Origin of the sequence: Paenibacillus lautus, assembly GCF_050482385.1 — a bacterium.
Taxonomy (GTDB): Bacteria; Bacillota; Bacilli; order Paenibacillales; family Paenibacillaceae; genus Paenibacillus_AQ; species Paenibacillus_AQ lautus_B.
The window spans coordinates 166,896-184,571 of record NZ_JBCNHV010000029.1 but is presented as its reverse complement, the minus strand read 5'-3'; the positions used below and the strand labels follow the sequence as shown (position 1 = coordinate 184,571).

Below are 17,676 nucleotides of genomic sequence, written 5' to 3'. Positions count from 1 at the left end.
CAGTACACCCCTATAATGCTTAGTATGTAATCTCGTCTCTTTTCATCAAACGGTTGGCAATCAACGCAAGCAGTACGCCAAAGATCACCATGTATATAGCAACCGCCGATCCGTAACCAAAGTTCTGATCCACCATGGCCTTTTTGTACATATACGTTCCCAGTACTTCCGTTCCATTCTGGCCGCTTGTAATGACCCAGATGAACTCGAACACCTTCAACGTTCCCGTAATGGCAAGGGTGATAACAACCTTAATGTCACTCATGATGAGCGGAATTGTAAGCATCGTTGTTTTCTTGAACCCGGTGATTCCTTCCAATTTTGCAGCCTCATAATAATCCGCGGGTATTTTGGACATGGCGGTCAAAAACAGGACGAAATAAAAGCCCACATAATGCCATACCGTTGGAATCGATACTGCCTTAAGTGCATTCTTCGCATCCAGCCACAAAATCTTCTCAATGTTGAAATTCGCCAGCAAATTGTTCAGCAAACCGAAGTTGTAATTGTAGAACAATACAAATAATAAGGAAATGGCAGTACCCGATATGACAACCGGGAAGAAAAAGACAGTTCGATAAAACCCTTTGAGCTTGGAAATGTTATCTACCAGGACGGCCAACACAAGCGCGATCCCAACCTGAAACACGATAACATAGAGCATGATTTCCAGCGTGTGCAATGTTGCAGCGCCAAGCAGTTTATCCGTAACGAGTCTCTCATAGTTAGCCCATCCGACAAACTTTTTGTCGAAAAAGCCGCTTGTGCGATAAAAGCTAAGATACAAACTCTTAAAGAACGGATAATATAGAAAGATTGTCATGATGGCTGCTGCGGGTAATAAAAACATCACAATGTACTTGCGATCACCCTTCATATTAATCACCCTTGATGTTTATTTTTCTTCATCGTCCTTGCCGAAATGACTACGCCGCCCAAATGAAAGCAGAGGGGCGGCGTAACGTCACTTTTATTTCTACCGTTTCTGATAAAAACTATTTTTTGTTGGCATCTTCTGTTTTCTTCGCTTCTTCGATCGCTTGAGTAGGCGTTTTCTTGCCTTCTACTACAGGCTGAACATTAGCACGAAGGTTACCAAACGTTTCTTGCGAAACTTTACTGTCAACCGGTGCAACGATGGTAGCTGCTTTAGCTGCCATAGCGAAACCGTCAAGAGCTACTTGCGGCAATCCAGTCACTTCAACGTCAGCAGCTGGTGTACCACCGTTAGCTGAAGCGATTTTTTGAATAGATGCCGGGGAAGTCAGGTGTTTCAGCAAAGCGATTGCCGCTTCTTTTTTGGCTGCATCATCATAAGTGGCTTTGGAGAGGTAGAAACCGGAACCGAAACCGCCTACGATATCATTACCGCTGCCAGCGCCACCAGGAACCGTAGGGAATGGCAGAACTGTAGAGTTGTCACGAGTATCATCGCTCCAACCGCCAACTGCCCAAGATCCTTCGATGGTCATAGCAGCCAGGCCTTCACTATAGTAGTTGCCGGACATGCTCAGGTCGATCGTGGCCGCATCTTTAGGGAATGCGCCCAGATCATACAATTCTTTCATAGCCGCATACGCTTTTTCCCAGTTTGGATCGATGCCATCAAGTAGACCTTTGCTTTGGCTTTCAGGACCGGCTGCAGACAAAATCGTATGCTCGATCAGGTAGTGGGATTGGTCAAATGGTACGGACAAAGGAATAATGCCTTTGGCAGATAACTTTTCCACAGCTGTGGTCAATTTCGCCCAGTCTGTTGGAAGCTCCAGACCATTTTCTTCGAAGATTTTTTTGTTTACGAACAAGCCTTCATAGAAACCGGTCAATGGTGCAGCGTAAATGTTACCGTCTTTTTGCTTGGCAAGCTCAAGCGCGTCAGGAATGAAGCCGTTCTTCCATTCAGCGTCAGCGTCGAGAACTTCGTTCAGCGGCACAACTTTACCGGCATTGACGAATCCTTCTGCGTCAGCCCCGATGAAGTAGAACAACAAGTCAGGCTCGTTGCCGCTGTTCATGTCGGTGTTAACTTTCGTTCTGAAACCGTCATCATTTGCTGACATGGTGTCGTTGTCTATCTTCACGTTCGGATGCTCCTTCGTGAACTCATCCAACGCTGCCTGGAAGGCTTCGCGAGCTGCGTCAGTTCCTCCGAAAGTCGAGAACACGCGGAGCGAAACCGGAGCGGCTTCTTCCTTCTTCCCATCTGCCGGCGGCGTTTCCTTCGGAGTATCTCCTCCAGCAGCAGGAGTGTTGGTGCCACTGTTACCGCATGCTGCTAGGAACATGGAGAGCAACAACATGACACTCATGAGTAACATGGAAGTCCTTTTCATTTCTAATCCCCCTAAGTATTTTTTCAGAACCTTATGTAAATACTTGCTGTCTACCAGAATTTTATTCCAAGCCCTACTGGTTTCAAAGGGGGACATTCATCTTTTGCAGGGGGAAATTTTTCCATGTCAACTTTTTTCGCTTCATGCCTCCCGTTTTAAATCTGGAAAACGTGCTGGGTATAGAGGAAGCTAGATGAAAATAATGCAGTGGCTAGATCAGGAAATGGATGGGCATTTCTTTATTATGAATTTTTCATATGTTGAAATAACATCATCATTTACAGTATGGTTTGCAATCTTTTAAGCAGCAAAGAGAGCCTGTCGAGAGATCTCTCGACAGGCTCTTCTTATACACCTATGCCTTACCCCGACGTGGTCCACCTTCAGTCGCTTCAAGCTGCGGTCAATGCTCTGCTCAAGCATTACGGGATCCCCATCCGGATAGTCCAAACCGGAAGCGTGGCCGCATTTCTTTCGTTACCATTCGATTTCACTATATTCTTCAGTTTGAAAGAATACTCCCTTGCTAGAATCCATATATGCTAAGTCCGCCATCCACCAGCAGTGTTTGCCCGGTCATATAATTGGCAGCCTCGGACGCCAGGAAAACGACAGGTCCCACCACTTCTTCCAGACTTCCCACGCGCTTAAGCGGTGTCCGGTCCAATATGGCCTGCATATAAGCTTCATCACTAAGCAGCTTCTCCGTCAGCGGAGTCCGGAAATACCAAGGTCCAACCGAGTTGACCTGAATTCCGTACTGCGCCCACTCCATCGCAAGCACCTTGGTCATATGGATGAGAGCCGCCTTCGTGGCTCCATAGACAACGCCCGTGCGAAGGGCGGTGTGTCCGCCTACGGAGGAGATGTTAATGATTCTGCCATTTCCCTGATCTTTCATAAATCGGGCAGCCGCTTGAGAAGCTACAAAAGCCGACTTGAGGTTGGTTTGCACAATTAAGTCCCATTCGGAATCCGTCACTTCCAGCGCAGGCGTACGAATATTCATGCCGGCATTGTTGACCAGTATATCGATTCGTCCTGCCTGATCTACAAATTCTCGAATCGCTCCCTCCATCTCTTCCCTTATGGTCAGGTCACCTGGAAGCACAAATGCCTGACCCTGGTTCAAGCCATTGATCAGATTTGCGGTTTCCTCCAAATCGCTTCTGGTTCGGGACATCAAGCCGACATCACATCCGGCCTCCGCCAATCCTATGGCAATGGCGCGTCCGATTCCGCGTCCCGCCCCTGTAACAAAAGCTTTTTTCCCTTCCAGATGAAAACTTGGTAAATACATTCCAATTCCTCCTAAGCATCAATCTGTAATCAAGTTCTATGATCAAATAAATGAACGTTCCTTCGATCCGTTTAAAAATGCTACGAATTAAAATATTGCGAAGGATTGTGACGAACCGGATCAATATATTCCTCATATCGACCGCCCGTATATGATTCAATGACTTTTCGCCAAAAAGCTTGCGCCGGTATATTGCTGCTCACTTGGGTCACCTTCCAGCGTCCCTGGAACTGATCGAACAGCCAGGTCGCCGCCCAGGTCCCCAATCCCGTACGCCGATATTTTTGCATAACAAAAAATTCCGTCATGTAATAGTCCGCTTCTGCGGCGTCATCCAACCACTCGATCAAGGCAAACCCGGCTGGCCGTTGATCAAACGTGATCAGATAAGGGTATTTTCGTTCTCGTTTTTTCCAGAATTCATCCAGATCCGGATAGGGTAAAAACAGCCCTTGATCATTTACTGAAATATCCAGGTACTTGGTAAAATCATATAGGTACAATTGCATCAAGTTTACGATAACGGCTTGTTTCCGCTTGGGAACCAGCTCAATTCCCATGCGTTCCGATCGTTCTGAAATCATGCTGCCGCCTCCCTGGGCATATCATCTATCATTTAAACGCGTCATATCTTCATCATAGTATCCGTTCATAGTGAAACACAAGCGCCATATCGGATCAGTGAGCACGGTGATCTGACACCTGCAAGCACGATAGACTTTCCATATGTTACACTAGTAATTAATGACACAGGTCATCGCTATAAAGACAATTATTCGAGGTGGAACATGAATATACAAAAAGATATCGACCGTGCAAGACTCGATGAGAAATCGCCGGATATGCCTTGGTTCGTGCAGCAATTTATCGACTACAAGCTCCCGGATCTCTCCCCCTCCACCCTGCTCGAATATGTAAGGGATTATGAAACGTTCTTTAATTGGCTCCGGTCGGAGGGGCTGTCCCAAGCAACCTCTAACCGAGAGATAACGCTGCTCGAACTGGAGACGCTGCGCATGGACAGCATCACCAGTTACCGCTTATATCTGACTACGCGCCGGGAAGGGACCAACTCCAGAATCACGGTTTCCCGCAAGCTCTCATCGCTGCGCTCCCTGTTTCATTATTTAAGCCAGATTGCGGAGGACGAAGACTTTTACCCGCTTCTCAAGCGTAACATTATGGCTAAAGTGGAAATTAAGCGAATTCATAAACCCAAAGATACGGCTGCCAAGCTAAAAGGAAAAATTCTGGAAGAAGAAGAGCTTCAGGATTTCATCACTTACATTCACGAAGGTTATGGGCTGGATGTGGAGCAGAACAAACAGGCGCTCTATGCGCATGAGCAAAATAAAGTCAGAGATGCCTGTATCGCCAGCCTCATATTAAATTCTGGCCTTCGTGTATCCGAAGTGGTCAATTTGAATCTGGCAGACATCGACCTGAACAATAAAATGCTGCATGTCTATCGTAAAGGGAATAACGACGAAACCTTTAAAACCCCGGTCTACTTCCGTGCGCAAGCTAAAGACGATCTTGAATATTACCTGGAGCTTCGGCAGGCCCGCTATAAGGTGCCAAAAAAAGAAAAGGCTCTGTTCGTTGCACTGCGCAACGGCCAGAATGAAGGGCAGCGCATGACCAAGCGGGCAATTCAGGCGATGATCATCAAATACGCCAAGCGTTTTGGCAAGCCAGCCCTAACCGTGCATAAGCTGCGGCATTCCTTTGCAACCGATTATTATCTGCAAAATGATATTTACAAAACCAAAGAACAACTGGGTCACGCATCCACCGAGACAACCGAAGTGTACGCCCACTTAACGGACAAAACGATGTCCGAGGCGATTGAACGCCGCTCCGATGATTAACCACAACTTCTTTATAATGACAGCAGCAGCGACGTAATCCGCTCTGTGTCATTCCATGTAAACAGGGGAACCGCTAGCCGCTGCTGTATCTCATGCAGGGCTGACGGTTCCTTTAGCATTTCAGGACGCACCACAATACCCTTGATCTCCTCTACTTGATCCACTAGCCCAATGTCCTCCGTTCCCCGCAGCAGTACGAGCTTCGGATAAGGCTGCATCTTATAGCCTTCAACAAGCACCAGCTCAAAATCGCTGTACAAATGGATCAACGACGCAAGTTCCAGCTCCGTTTCCATCAGCATCGCCGTACGCCCCGGTGAAGCGATGGCAATCCCCTCGGCTCCTGCCTCACGGAATTTGTAGGTATCCGTCCCTTCGTGGTCCATTTCGAATCCGTGCCCGTCATGCTTGATGACGGCTGTCCGGATGCCATGCCGATTCAACTGTGGAATCAAGGTGGCAATCAACGTGGTTTTGCCGCTGTTCTTATAACCGCATATCTGGAAGACTTTCATGTCCAGGCTCCTGGCAGAACGAGGACCTGTACGGCTTGGCCTTTAACTGCACCTCGAAGCTCTGGTGGGATCACGATTAAACAGTCGCTGTCTTTGATCGTAATCATGACACTCGATTCATCAAGGGATGCAGGTGTCGCTACAAGCTTGCCGTTTAACACCTCAAGGCTCCCCCGGACGAAACGGGTAAAGTTGTTCACTTTCGAGTAATCCGAACCCAATTCTACTGTCCATTCGGTTAAAAACAACTGCTCCATGCCAAGCATCTTGCGGATCACAGGTCTGACAAACAACAGAAATCCCACATAACATGCGCCCGGATTACCCGATAGCGCGAAGAGCAGTTTACCATCCTTCACAGCCGCGGTTGTAACACTCCCGGGACGCATCGTGACTTTATTGAACAGCATGTCCAGACCGCCGGATGTCACCAGCTCGCCCATAATATCGTAGTCGCCTACTGAAACGCCGCCTGTCGTAACCACGATGTCATACACCTGCAGCGCTTCCTCCACCTTCTGGCGGGCAAGCTCGATATCATCCGGGATCGCCTCCATAATCACCGGCACACCACCGGCTTCCCGAATTTGCGATGCGAGCATATAAGTATTGCTGTTTCGGATTTTACCGGGTTCAAGCGGCTCGGTGATGCCGAGTAGTTCGGTGCCCGTCGAGAAAATTCCTACCACCGGTTGACGATACACTTCTACCTGATGTATGCCGAAGGTAGCCAGAACCGAAATTTCTCCAGGCCCGATGAGAGTTCCTCGACGGAGGATCAAATCACCTTCCTGAAGTTCGAATCCGAGGGGAGTGATATTTTTCCCCTTCTCGATGGACCGCTTGAAGCCTACATGGGTTAAGCCATCCTCCATTCTAAGCTCCGTCGCTTCAAGCATAACGACAGCGTCTGCCCCTTCCGGGACTTGAGCGCCTGTCATGATACGGGAAGCCTTGCCTTGTTCGATCGGGATTGAAGACACATATCCACACGGGATCTCATCGACAACCTCTAGCCACACCTTTTCCCCTAGATCGCATGCCGCCAAATCCGCTGAGCGAACAGCATAACCGTCCATGCCCGAACGTGCAAAAGCCGGAAACGGGTGGGGGGCGATGACATCGGAAGCAAGCACACGTCCATCACTGTCCTGGAGCCGAATGAGCTCCTCCTGACCAAGCCCTGCATATGAAGCGGCAAGCGCTTGCGCGTCCGCTACCTGTAAAGCGCGCCGATCAAATTTATGATTTTGTTTCTTAGGCGATATCGAATGATTATCTTTCACAACGCATTCCTCACTTTCTGACTCAAAGAAACCTGACATTCTTACTGTACTACATTCTGAGCAATCTTCAAACCGAGCCTTCGGCTCATATGAAACCCTTCTGCTCGTACAAAAAAGCGCATGGTCACCAGACCATGCGCTTGAGACTCCTTACTTTACCTTCGTCCCCTTCGGGAGATTTTGCCAGATCCGATTCGGGTCTTCGGCTTCTTGTACGATTTCTTCGGCGAATCGAAGAGCCCCCCGCCGCTTTCGCCGCGCTTAATCGTCCCGCGGTCTCCGCTTGTATCCGGATTTCTTCGGAACAGGCTTCCACCAGTACCGGCAGAATCCTGACCACGCCGGGTAATCTTCCCGCTCCGGTCCACCGTCAACGGCGGAGCGATCTTCTTATCCTTGCTTGTCGGCTTCTTATAGTTACCTTGTGCCGGTTTATACACATCTTTACTTGTATACCCCCGGTAACCTCCGCCGCCCATCGAATCAAATAAATTCCCGATCAGAACTGCCGTTAAGTAACCTTGCAGGAAACTTGAATCATAATTGCGCTGAACATACTCCCTGGAATCGATCTCAATCAGCGTATCGGTTGGCTTCTGGGGGTCCTGCTGCAAATGGTAATACTCATCCCCATACACCAGAAACATCCGCTCGGTATCCGCAGGAGACGATTGATCCGGCGAGTTTGCCGCCGTGAGCTCGTCTGCAACATCAGGGACGCTTTTATCAGCTGCCCGGTATACATAGGACGTTGCATTGCCGTCTCGATTGACGGATTCCAGCGGATAGGTATCCTTGATATTCGGCGCTCCGCATCCACTCAATAATGATACGAACAAACTCAGCACCAATATGATTTTTATAGATATAAAAGAGCGTTCCTTCATGCCACCACTCCTAAGTCGCCCGGATAACTCGAACGTCCCCCGGTATCACTTTCTCACCTTCATACAACATAAACCGCCCGTTCTGCCATTCAATTCGCAGCAGCTTGTAATCATCCGATTGGTATTGCCATACATGCTGCTCCCCACTTTGCGTAAACGCAGTCCGACCGGTAATCGATACATGTCCCCCGTACTCCTCTTCCAAATGAAATACATGATCGTCCAAATCGATGATGGACGGTACCTCATCCGGAGAATCCAGCCGTCCATCGATCGGAGCGTATAACGCATACTGAACCGTCTCGCGTTCCTCAATATGCAGATAAGCAATGGTGCTGCCATCCTGCAGCGTCAAGACGACCGCATTACGACCGCGATTGTGCACGCGACCCGTGACTTCATAAGTGACCAGAGACACTTCGCAAATATCGCCGGGAGCCAGCTGCAGCATGCTTTTCTCTACTTTGGGCGGCTCCGGCTTACTAAATAAATTGCTGATTCTTTTCCACATACTCATCTTTCCTGTCCCCTATCTCCATTATGCGTTCTATAAGCAAGCGGTAATAATTAACGCTCCAACCACATGCAGCGAACCTGCAAATAAACCGTATCCCGTCTTACCCTCGCGGGTTCCTTTGTCAAGGTTCAGCTTGCCGAAGTTACGCAGCATGAGTTCTGTCAACGATTCAAGAACCAGCAATATGATAAACGAAATGATCGATACCACTATCGCCTCAAGCAGATGATATGACGTACCGATCGACACGGATAAAATATACCCTTGTGCGAACAGCTTCAATATCAGTCTTGAGGTTACCGCCATATTACCCGCTTTCACTTCTTCAAGATCGTTATATTTCGTGAACAGGGAATCCACAAACATCAAAACAAACAACAGCAGCCCACCGACAGCTGTCCACAGCAATACACGCAAGATCATATCAAAATCCATCTCTAAGCCTCCACATTCAACATACGAAAACTCCCTTGAGTCCGGGCTGCCTCAATTGAAGACAGACGTCGACGTCTAATCAAGGGATCTTCCCTTATATCTACGATCAAACAAAAGCGAAGGAGAAGCTCAGCTGCATTCAGCCCTGCTGTTTCTCCCTCGCCCCCTGAACAATATACCTGTCAGACCGCTGAATCGTTATTACTTGTTCTCGTATTGTTTCATCAAGGCTGCAAGCTCATCCTCAACGACTTTGTCCTTGCCAAGGTTCTCAAACTCTTCATCAAGGGATTTCTCGCGTGTCGACATTTCATTGCTTGCTTCCGCACGAGCTTCCATTGCCAGCATCTTCTCTTCCATCCGTTTCAAACCGGCAGAAGCCGTGTCAGTCCCAAACCCGTTCATCGCTTTGTTGATCTCGGTTTGCGCTTTAGCCGCATTATAACGGGCAACCAAAGTTTCACGTTTGTTCTTCATCGCTGTAAGCTGCTTGCGCATTTCTTCCAACTTGCCGCGCAGATTATCAGCTGCCAGTTTGTTCTGATCGTAGCTGGCTTTGTACTCATCACGCTTGGCCTCAGCGGCCTTCTTCTCTTCCAGCGCGCGGCGGGCAAGGTCAACGTTTTGAGCTTGTGCTGCGGTATGCGCTTGCTGCGTGCGTTTTTCCACCAGCGCAGCTTGCTCTTCATAAAGTGCTTTAAAGCGTTTCTCGATGGCAATTTGCGAAGCTACCGCTTTCTCGGCATCCTCAAGATCTTCCGTCATATCCCGGATGTACTGATCCGTCATTTTAATCGGGTCTTCCGCCTTGTCGATAATGGCGTTAATATTGGACATGGTCAAATCGCGCAATCTTTTAAATATGGACATCGTTCTCTTCCTCTCGCTTTCACTTTAAAATACTGGTATATGATTAATATTTACGCTGCATGCTCCCAAACGTTTCAAATTTTTTTTAGAAGTTGTTCAAACACGCACTTTTAATATGCTCGTTCATATTGCTTAGGAACTTTCTGTCCTCCATCAAGCGCCTTGGCTGCATGAACAGCCCAGTAGGGATCGCGGAGCATGCCCCGGCCAATCGCCACCAGATCCGCCTTGCCTGACAAAATCACCTCTTGTGCGGCATGGTAATCATCCAGCAATCCTACCGCAATAACAGGGACCTTTAACAGTTGTTTGAACTCTGCTGCCAGATCCACCTGATAACCGGGCTCTGCTTCCGGGCCGCCATTTGCGCCGACCTGGCCTTCTCCCCCCGAGGAGATATGAAAAATATCAACACCGGCATCCCGGTAACGTTTGCAAATTTCCGCACAGTATTGCACATCGTAGCCGCCGTCCACATATTCTTTTGCAGATACCCTCATCATGATCGGCATGCCTTCAGGCAGCACTTCCTTAACGGCTTGGACAACCCGCTCGCCGAACAAGGGAAGATCTTGGCCATATTCATCACTGCGCTGGTTCGTTAGCGGCGAGTGAAACTGATGAATGAGGTAACCATGGGCGCCATGAATCTCAACGGTATCAAACCCGGCTTCAACAGCTCGACGCGCGCCTTCCTTGAAGGCTTGAATGAGCTCTTCCACTTCCGCCCCGGAAAGCATCTTGGGCATTTTGTAATGGGAGCTGAATGGAATCGCAGAAGGGGCTACGGACGGCTCTGCATCCTGCGCTTTTCTTCCGGCATGCCCAAGCTGGATACCAATCTTGGTTCCATAAGAATGCACGTTCTCCACAATACGGCGATAGGCTGGAATCTGATTGTCGTCCCAAATCCCCGTGTCCTGATTCGTTATGCGTCCATCAGGGTGGACACCTGTCATTTCCACAATAATGAAGCCAGTACCTCCAACGGCACGGCTGACGTAATGAACAAAATGCCAATCATTCGGAATCCCGTCCTCAGCTTGAACGGAATATTGACACATCGGTGGCATAACAATGCGGTTCTTGAGGGTCAAATTCTTGAAATTGTAAGGTGTAAACAAGTCTGCCAAGCGATTATCTCCTTCCATATCCAAATGATCAAGATGTAATAACCAATCTGTTACCGGTTATTATACACCTTTCTGAGGGAAAACTAAAAAACATCGCATTCCCATATTGAGGATAATCGCCCGATCAACTGGGCATACCATATTAAAAAGCGAAAGGGGCTGATCGTGATGTTCAATCGATACCGTGCAGGAAGCTGCCTGTTGTGTATCCTGTTATTCTGTTTCATGGTGCCGGACATCCCGGCACACGCGTCCAATGTACATAGTTTGTCACTTCAACCCCAAGACACTTCCGTCATGTCGGAATCCGGCCAAATCTTGGATCATGCCAACCGCAGTAAGACCCAAAATTCAGACGATGCGCCGTCTTTAAGTCAATTGCTGAGAAAATATCCGGATACCTTTCGCTCCAGCGGACCCCGGGTCAAACAGATCGCTCTGACCTTTGATGATGTTCCGGATCCCCGATTTACCGGAAAAGTACTCGACATCCTCAAGGAGTTTCAGGTAAAAGCCACATTCTTTGCCGTGGGGGAACGGGCCAAAAAACATCCCGATCTTACGAAACGAATCCATGAAGAAGGTCACGCCATTGGCAATCACTCGTTTAATCACGCACAGCTGAACAAGCTGAGCCTGGACAAATTCAAAGGCCAAATCGGACGTACCAACACGATCTTGAAATCCCTAACCGGAGTGGATCCTCGGCTAATTCGTCCGCCTTATGGCGATATTAATGAAGAACAGCTTCAGTGGGCACGCAAAAACGGATACAAAGTCGTGAATTGGAATGTCGACTCCCTCGATTGGAAAGGGCTGCGTAAGGAAGAGGTTAAAAGCAACATTTTATCAGCGGTCGGGCCAGGCTCGATCGTACTCCAACATGCCGGAGGTGGCGTGGGATCCAACCTAACCGGAACGATCGAAGCGCTCCCGGACATTATTACCGAGCTGAGGAGTAAGGGATATAGCTTCGTCACACTCCCGGACATGTTAGACGTGTCAGAGTCGAGATAGATCTGAATAACAAAAAAAGACGGCTGACTGGAGTTTGGATCCAGTCTAGCCGTCTTCCGTGTTAGAATTGTTATTCATGAGGATGGATTAAATTATTCGATAATGAACAATTTAATATCCTGAATGCCGAATTGATTCACGGATGATTTTGAACCTGGGATGAAAATATCAATCCTATTCCCTTTAATAGCCCCGCCAATATCACGAGCTTCTGCCACAAATGCCTTTTTCGGCAGCCCTGGATGCTCATGTCCTGTTACAAGCACCTTGGTACCGAGCGGAATGATCTTGGGATCGACAGCGATGGTACCGAGCTCAAGGGAATTTCCGAAGTAATCAACAGCGCCCCAACCACCGTTCTCGCTTGCTGCAGAAGAATAGGCAGTAGCCTTGACCGACAATGTTTTGCTGTAATTAAACGTCTTGCCCCATGCTTCCACCACGTTCTTTTCAGGGGAAACGCTCAAGCTGGGCGTAAATCCGGAGGTTCCTGAAGTGATAGGTGCAGCAGATGCCGTCGAGTTCATCGATACCGTCGATGGAATGGTGATTTTTAGCCCCTGGTATATATTCGTTGCCTTAATCGTAGGGTTAGCCTTCATCAGCTTGTCCATGTTTACACCGTACTGTTTAGATAAGAAGTAGAAGGTATCGCCATTCTTCGCGACATGCACTGCGCTTGCATGTGCCTGCAGTCCCCCTCCGGCGAAAGTCAGGCCGAGTACAACGGCGGTAGCGGTAAACCATTTTGCTGTTTTTCCAGCGATCTTATTATTTTTGTTAAGTCCATAATTTCTAGTCCATGATTTCATTTGTTGTAACATCTAAGATGCCTCCTTGTATGTAGCCTGGTAATTCGGATGTAATATGTCAACGAACATCAATATATCACAATTTTGTAACCTATACTGCAAGCAATTGTTACCAATAAACAAACAAAAACAGCGCCAATTCCTGAAAGGATCAGGTATGGCGCTGTTTTTGTTTGTTACAATGCAGATATAAAAGTTACAAAACCTTACTTAAAAACTCTTGCGTACGAGGATGAGTCGGATTGCCAAACAGTTGGTCCGGCGTGCCTTCCTCTACGATTTTACCACCATCCATGAACAGGATCCGATCCCCCACTTCCCGAGCGAAGCCCATCTCATGGGTGACGATGACCATTGTCATCCCGCCTTCGGCAAGTTTCTTCATTACTTCCAATACCTCCCCCACCATCTCAGGGTCCAGTGCGGAGGTTGGCTCGTCAAACAGCATGACATGCGGCTGCATCGCGAGTGCGCGGGCAATGGCAATTCTCTGCTTCTGTCCACCGGACAGTTGGGAAGGATATGCCTCCTTCTTGTCCTGCAGGCCAACCGACTTCAGCAGCTCGTCTGCAGTAGCCTCGGCTTCCTTTGCCGAGACACCCTTCACCTGAATAGGAGCAAGCGTAATATTATCGATGACCTTCTTGTGAGGAAACAAATTAAACTGCTGAAATACCATGCCCATTTTCTCACGGGTTGCATTGATATTGTGATTCTTGGCGGTGATCAGCTCACCCTCGAACGAAATTTCGCCGCTAGTCGGCACTTCAAGCAAATTGAGACATCGTAAAAAGGTACTTTTACCGGAGCCGCTCGGTCCGATGACAACCACTACTTCTCCTTTTGCAATCTCAATGTCAATGCCCTTCAATATTTCCAGCTTGCCAAACGATTTATGAAGATCCTTAACGGTTATCACTTGCACTCAACTTCCTTTCCCAGACACCCAGAAGCTTCGAAAGAACGAATGTCAGTATAAAGTAGATCATGGCCGCCACAAGCAGCGGATTCAATGCCGCAAAGGTACTGCCGCGCAAAATCTGGGCTTGATACATTATGTCCGCCACACCGATGAAGGAGACGATGGAGGATTCCTTGATGATGACAACAAACTCATTACCGATTGCAGGCAAAACGCCTTTTAACGCTTGCGGCAAAATAATGTGGCGCATCGCTTTGCCCTTGGTCATTCCGAGAGAGCGTGCAGCCTCCAATTGACCGCGGTCCACGCCTTGAATGCCGGCACGGAATATTTCAGCTAGATAGGCAGCGCTGTTGATAGAAAGCGCCAAAATACCTGACTGGATCGGTGAGAGTTTAATATCAAACGCCGCCAAGCTGTAATGGATAATAAACAACTGGACCAGCATCGGCGTGCCGCGGATGATCTCGATATAAGCGGAAGCCAAAAACTTAAGGATTTTTACACCCGACATCCGCATTAAAGCGATAATCAATCCGAGAATGAAACCGAAAAATACACCAAGAGCCGAAATAAGCAACGTAAACTGGATCCCCTTGGCGTAATAATCACGGTACTTCCAAAAGAATTCGAATGTGTTCAGGTTCTCTGCCTTACGACCGGCAGCCAGGTCACTGGCCTCGTCGACAAACTTCTGGATCTGGTTATTCTCCTTCAAGCGCTCGAGTGTAACATTAATGCTCTTGAGCAGCTCTTCGTTCCCTTTGCGCACCCCGATGGCATAAGCGTCATTCTCAGCCGTCGGTTTAGCGTCCGTGATCACCATGGTCGCTTCATTCATATTCGTCTTCGCAATTGGATACTCGGCGAGAACCACATCCACACGCTCGGATTCCAGCTGCAGCAGCAAGTCCGGGATTTTATCCAGTGATACCACATTGGCTTTCGGGATTGTCTTTGCAATGGACTCCTGAATGGAGCTCTTCTGAACCCCGATGCGAGCACCCTCCAGGCTTTCAAGCGTGTTGAACTTGAGTGCATCTTCCTTACGGACGACCACCGATTGTTCCGCAGCATAATAAGGCTCGGAGAAATCGATGCTCTTTCGACGCTCTTCCGTCGGATTCATGCCCGATATGACAAAATCCACACGTCCGCTCGTCAGCTCCGGCAAAAGCGCATCAAAGGAAGTGTCCTTAATAATGAGCTCGGCACCAAGATCCTTGGCGATTTCCTTCGCAATATCGATATCAAATCCGACGATGGTATCCACGCCATCTATCGTTTTATGGAACTCATAAGGTGCATAATCGGCACTCGTGCCGAGAATCACCGTTTTCTTCTCACCCTCCGCATGAACGATACTGCCAAAAGACAGCACGACCACCATGAACAGGGTCATCCACGCTGTAAATTTACGTTTCATATGTCTCGTTTCTCCCCTAACTGTTACGAATAAATTCAACCATAGAAAAAATGCAACTGAGTCATTATAAAACAGGATGCATGAATATGCAATGAAAATTCATGGGTTCTCATGATCAGCACCCTTATATTAAACCCTACATATTGCGTCTACCCCACTATTTTAATACAATGGTCAATTCAACATACCCGTAGGGATTATGTTACTCATGATTCTTTTAATCATTTAAACAAATAAATAAGAGGGGTGAATCGATTGAGAGTCCATATTGTGGAAATCACAGCGCTATTTTAACCATTACAGGCCGTTCAATTTTCCCTACATATAAATGTAAATACAGGACTTTAGTATCAACAGAAGTGATACGAGGATCTATAGTGAGCAATCTTCCGATGATGCATAATCTATCCGTCCCCTTCCCATCTTATAATTGCGCGTAACATGCGGTACTTGATATATAGGAAGGCTAACCGTGCGGTCTCTTTCACTCCATGATTCATGCAAGCCAGCAGTTGGTTATTAATTAGCTATAGCTTTACTCATATAGGAGGTGTAACCATGCTGTTAGAAGCACTGTATCATGTTCCAAGAGATAAATGGGCATATGCATATGATACGAAAACCATTCATCTTCGGATTCGAACCAAGAAAAACGACATTGATTCTGTTGTTGCCATGACTGGCGACAAATATGATTGGGACCGTACGTACTTCGAGATCACCATGGAAAAGGCCGCCTCGGATGACATGTTTGATTACTGGGAATGCGGAGTCAGGCCGAAATATAAAAGACTATCCTACGGCTTTCGGATTCATGCCGGAGATGAGACGGTTTATATGGTGGACAACGGAATCGGATGGGACTATCCTTATCCGCCTGCCGGTTACTTTGAATTCCCGTACATACATGAAGTCGATGTATTTAAAGTACCGGAATGGGCCAAAGAAGCCGTGTTTTATCAAATTATGACAGAGCGCTTTGCTAACGGAAACCCGGCCATCAATCCTGAAGAAACCAAAGCTTGGGGAGACAAGCCGGAGGTGGATAATTTCTTCGGCGGTGACCTGCAGGGCGTGCTGGATCATCTGGATGATCTCGTTGACCTGGGCATTAACGCCATTTATTTTACTCCGCTCTTCCTCTCCCCCTCCAATCATAAATATGACACGGTTGATTATAAACAAGTGGATCCGCACTTTGGCGATAATGAGTTGTTGAAAAAAGTAGTAGATGTTTGTCACGCTAAAGGCATTCGAGTGATTCTCGATGCGGTATTCAATCACTGCAGCGAGGAGTTCCCTCCCTTTCAGGACGTGCTGAAGCACGGCGAAAAATCGAGATATGCCGGATGGTTTCATGTGAACCAGTTTCCTTGCGAAGTCAAGGATGGGATTCCCAGCTACGACACTTTCGGCTTTTTCGGAAATATGCCGAAATTCAATACGGCCAATCCCGAGGTAAAAGCGTATCTGCTGGGTGTAGCCGAGTACTGGATCAAAGAGATCAATCTCGACGGCTGGCGTCTGGACGTTGCCAATGAAATCGACCATCATTTCTGGCGGGATTTCAGACAGGTTGTCAAGAAGGCCAACCCTGAGGCTTATATCGTAGGCGAGGTCTGGTCGGACTCCTTAATCTGGCTGCAAGGTGACCAGTTTGATTCCGTCATGAATTATCCTTTTGCCGATAAGGTGCTGGAGTTCTTCAACGGCAACATGGACGGGCTCACGTTCGCCAACCGTATCGGCTCGATCCTGATGCGTTATCCGCAGCAGACCAACGAAGTGGTCTTTAATCTGCTGTGCAGCCACGATACGCCGAGGCTGCTTACCCGTGTGGGAGAAGATATCCGGCGCATGAAACTCACCGTTGTATTCCTGTTTACATTCATGGGTACGCCGTGCATCTTTTATGGCGACGAAATCGGATTGACCGGTGACGGAGATCCCGATTGCCGCAAATGCATGGAATGGGATCCAAAGAAACGAAACCAAGAGCTGTATATGTTTTATCAGGGGATGATCGCGCTTCGGAAAAAGCATAAGGCGCTGAGACAGGGACGCTTCCGCTTCCTGCAAGCGAATCTCCATGATCCTTGCATTGTGTACGAGCGTGCGGACGAAACCATGCATTTTATCGTCTGGATGAACAACAGCAACTCGAAACGCACCATATCACATCCTATCGTCACGACCGATTGGATTGATGCCGAGACAAAAGAGCCCGTGAAGCCGGTAAACGGGACAATGCATATCGATTTAGATCCTTATGCATATCGAATTTTATGCCGGCGATTGAAACATTAGTAAACTCATCTTATGTGGTACAAACCCCCATATTTAGGAATATGA

General features: G+C 47.9%; 17 protein-coding genes. 3 read left to right on the top strand and 14 right to left on the bottom strand.

Going from position 1 to position 17,676, the window contains the following annotated elements:
• Window positions 1-19: 19 nt before the first annotated feature.
• The 4 genes from ABEW73_RS30575 to ABEW73_RS30560 all read right to left on the bottom strand — a co-directional run bounded on the left by ABEW73_RS30575 (window position 20) and on the right by ABEW73_RS30560 (window position 4,217).
• Window positions 20-877 (bottom strand): carbohydrate ABC transporter permease, encoded by an 858-nt coding sequence (locus tag ABEW73_RS30575; RefSeq protein ID WP_076321207.1) that lies wholly within the window; start codon window positions 875-877, stop codon window positions 20-22.
• 118 nt (window positions 878-995) lie between these two features.
• Window positions 996-2,333, bottom strand: a complete 1,338-nt coding sequence (locus tag ABEW73_RS30570) for an ABC transporter substrate-binding protein (protein ID WP_430165229.1) — start codon at window positions 2,331-2,333, stop codon at window positions 996-998.
• Between the two features lie 526 nt (window positions 2,334-2,859).
• Window positions 2,860-3,633 carry an SDR family NAD(P)-dependent oxidoreductase gene (locus ABEW73_RS30565; RefSeq protein WP_430165231.1) on the bottom strand — a complete coding sequence of 258 codons (774 nt, stop codon included), beginning with the start codon at window positions 3,631-3,633 and terminating at the stop codon, window positions 2,860-2,862.
• Window positions 3,634-3,713: 80 nt separating this feature from the next.
• Window positions 3,714-4,217: a GNAT family N-acetyltransferase gene (locus ABEW73_RS30560; protein ID WP_430165233.1), complete on the bottom strand. Its 504-nt coding sequence runs from the start codon at window positions 4,215-4,217 to the stop codon at window positions 3,714-3,716.
• A gap of 204 nt (window positions 4,218-4,421) precedes the next feature.
• On the opposite strand from ABEW73_RS30560, the gene xerS reads away from it, so the two are divergent.
• A complete protein-coding gene (gene xerS, locus ABEW73_RS30555) occupies window positions 4,422-5,504 on the top strand; it encodes a tyrosine recombinase XerS (RefSeq protein ID WP_430165236.1) in 1,083 nt (360 codons plus the stop codon).
• Window positions 5,505-5,515: 11 nt separating this feature from the next.
• Here xerS and mobB read toward each other — a convergent pair whose 3' ends face one another.
• The 7 genes from mobB to ABEW73_RS30520 all read right to left on the bottom strand — a co-directional run bounded on the left by mobB (window position 5,516) and on the right by ABEW73_RS30520 (window position 11,147).
• Complete coding sequence (gene mobB / locus ABEW73_RS30550) at window positions 5,516-6,019, bottom strand: molybdopterin-guanine dinucleotide biosynthesis protein B (protein WP_430165238.1); 504 nt, start codon at window positions 6,017-6,019, stop codon at window positions 5,516-5,518.
• Window positions 6,016-7,305: a molybdopterin molybdotransferase MoeA gene (locus tag ABEW73_RS30545; protein WP_430165241.1), complete on the bottom strand. Its 1,290-nt coding sequence runs from the start codon at window positions 7,303-7,305 to the stop codon at window positions 6,016-6,018. Before ABEW73_RS30545 ends, mobB begins: the two co-directional genes overlap by 4 nt.
• 155 nt (window positions 7,306-7,460) lie before the next feature.
• Complete coding sequence (locus ABEW73_RS30540) at window positions 7,461-8,192, bottom strand: DUF4247 domain-containing protein (protein ID WP_430165243.1); 732 nt, start codon at window positions 8,190-8,192, stop codon at window positions 7,461-7,463.
• A gap of 10 nt (window positions 8,193-8,202) precedes the next feature.
• The gene (locus ABEW73_RS30535; RefSeq protein ID WP_076321199.1) at window positions 8,203-8,709 is read right to left on the bottom strand and encodes a DUF4178 domain-containing protein; all 507 of its coding nucleotides are present in this window, start codon (window positions 8,707-8,709) and stop codon (window positions 8,203-8,205) included.
• 30 nt (window positions 8,710-8,739) lie between these two features.
• Window positions 8,740-9,144, bottom strand: a complete 405-nt coding sequence (locus ABEW73_RS30530; protein ID WP_430165245.1) for a DUF350 domain-containing protein — start codon at window positions 9,142-9,144, stop codon at window positions 8,740-8,742.
• Window positions 9,145-9,345: 201 nt separating this feature from the next.
• Complete coding sequence (locus ABEW73_RS30525) at window positions 9,346-10,014, bottom strand: PspA/IM30 family protein (protein WP_430165247.1); 669 nt, start codon at window positions 10,012-10,014, stop codon at window positions 9,346-9,348.
• Window positions 10,015-10,124: 110 nt separating this feature from the next.
• Window positions 10,125-11,147, bottom strand: a complete 1,023-nt coding sequence (locus ABEW73_RS30520; RefSeq protein ID WP_430165250.1) for an NADH:flavin oxidoreductase/NADH oxidase — start codon at window positions 11,145-11,147, stop codon at window positions 10,125-10,127.
• Between the two features lie 168 nt (window positions 11,148-11,315).
• Here ABEW73_RS30520 and ABEW73_RS30515 point away from each other — a divergent pair, with 168 nt between their 5' ends.
• Window positions 11,316-12,164, top strand: coding sequence for a polysaccharide deacetylase family protein (locus ABEW73_RS30515; RefSeq protein ID WP_430165253.1), 849 nt, complete (start codon window positions 11,316-11,318; stop codon window positions 12,162-12,164).
• Window positions 12,165-12,256: 92 nt separating this feature from the next.
• On the opposite strand, the gene ABEW73_RS30510 is transcribed toward ABEW73_RS30515, so the two are convergent.
• The 3 genes from ABEW73_RS30510 to ABEW73_RS30500 form a co-directional block, all read right to left on the bottom strand.
• Window positions 12,257-12,988 carry a 3D domain-containing protein gene (locus ABEW73_RS30510; protein ID WP_430165256.1) on the bottom strand — a complete coding sequence of 244 codons (732 nt, stop codon included), beginning with the start codon at window positions 12,986-12,988 and terminating at the stop codon, window positions 12,257-12,259.
• A gap of 184 nt (window positions 12,989-13,172) precedes the next feature.
• Entirely contained in the window at window positions 13,173-13,895 is a 723-nt protein-coding gene (locus tag ABEW73_RS30505) for an amino acid ABC transporter ATP-binding protein (RefSeq protein WP_215154946.1), read from the bottom strand.
• Window positions 13,882-15,324 (bottom strand): ABC transporter substrate-binding protein/permease, encoded by a 1,443-nt coding sequence (locus ABEW73_RS30500; RefSeq protein WP_430165259.1) that lies wholly within the window; start codon window positions 15,322-15,324, stop codon window positions 13,882-13,884. The genes ABEW73_RS30505 and ABEW73_RS30500 overlap by 14 nt, the downstream gene beginning before the upstream one ends.
• A 558-nt stretch (window positions 15,325-15,882) precedes the next feature.
• Here ABEW73_RS30500 and ABEW73_RS30495 point away from each other — a divergent pair.
• Window positions 15,883-17,631 (top strand): alpha-glycosidase, encoded by a 1,749-nt coding sequence (locus ABEW73_RS30495; protein ID WP_430165262.1) that lies wholly within the window; start codon window positions 15,883-15,885, stop codon window positions 17,629-17,631.
• The last annotated feature ends 45 nt before the right edge of the window (window positions 17,632-17,676 follow it).

Bases quoted from the DNA above. Each gene is read 5' to 3' on its own strand.
- ABEW73_RS30565 (WP_430165231.1), bottom strand. From the start codon at position 3,633: ATGTATTTACCAAGTTTTCATCTGGAAGGGAAAAAAGCTTTTGTTACA.
- ABEW73_RS30530 (WP_430165245.1), bottom strand. From the start codon at position 9,144: ATGGATTTTGATATGATCTTGCGTGTATTGCTGTGGACAGCTGTCGGT.
- ABEW73_RS30510 (WP_430165256.1), bottom strand. From the start codon at position 12,988: ATGTTACAACAAATGAAATCATGGACTAGAAATTATGGACTTAACAAA.
- ABEW73_RS30515 (WP_430165253.1), top strand. From the start codon at position 11,316: ATGTTCAATCGATACCGTGCAGGAAGCTGCCTGTTGTGTATCCTGTTA.
- ABEW73_RS30525 (WP_430165247.1), bottom strand. From the start codon at position 10,014: ATGTCCATATTTAAAAGATTGCGCGATTTGACCATGTCCAATATTAAC.
- ABEW73_RS30500 (WP_430165259.1), bottom strand. From the start codon at position 15,324: ATGAAACGTAAATTTACAGCGTGGATGACCCTGTTCATGGTGGTCGTG.
- ABEW73_RS30570 (WP_430165229.1), bottom strand. From the start codon at position 2,333: ATGAAAAGGACTTCCATGTTACTCATGAGTGTCATGTTGTTGCTCTCC.
- xerS (WP_430165236.1), top strand. From the start codon at position 4,422: ATGAATATACAAAAAGATATCGACCGTGCAAGACTCGATGAGAAATCG.
- ABEW73_RS30560 (WP_430165233.1), bottom strand. From the start codon at position 4,217: ATGATTTCAGAACGATCGGAACGCATGGGAATTGAGCTGGTTCCCAAG.
- mobB (WP_430165238.1), bottom strand. From the start codon at position 6,019: ATGAAAGTCTTCCAGATATGCGGTTATAAGAACAGCGGCAAAACCACG.
- ABEW73_RS30495 (WP_430165262.1), top strand. From the start codon at position 15,883: ATGCTGTTAGAAGCACTGTATCATGTTCCAAGAGATAAATGGGCATAT.
- ABEW73_RS30535 (WP_076321199.1), bottom strand. From the start codon at position 8,709: ATGAGTATGTGGAAAAGAATCAGCAATTTATTTAGTAAGCCGGAGCCG.
- ABEW73_RS30540 (WP_430165243.1), bottom strand. From the start codon at position 8,192: ATGAAGGAACGCTCTTTTATATCTATAAAAATCATATTGGTGCTGAGT.
- ABEW73_RS30575 (WP_076321207.1), bottom strand. From the start codon at position 877: ATGAAGGGTGATCGCAAGTACATTGTGATGTTTTTATTACCCGCAGCA.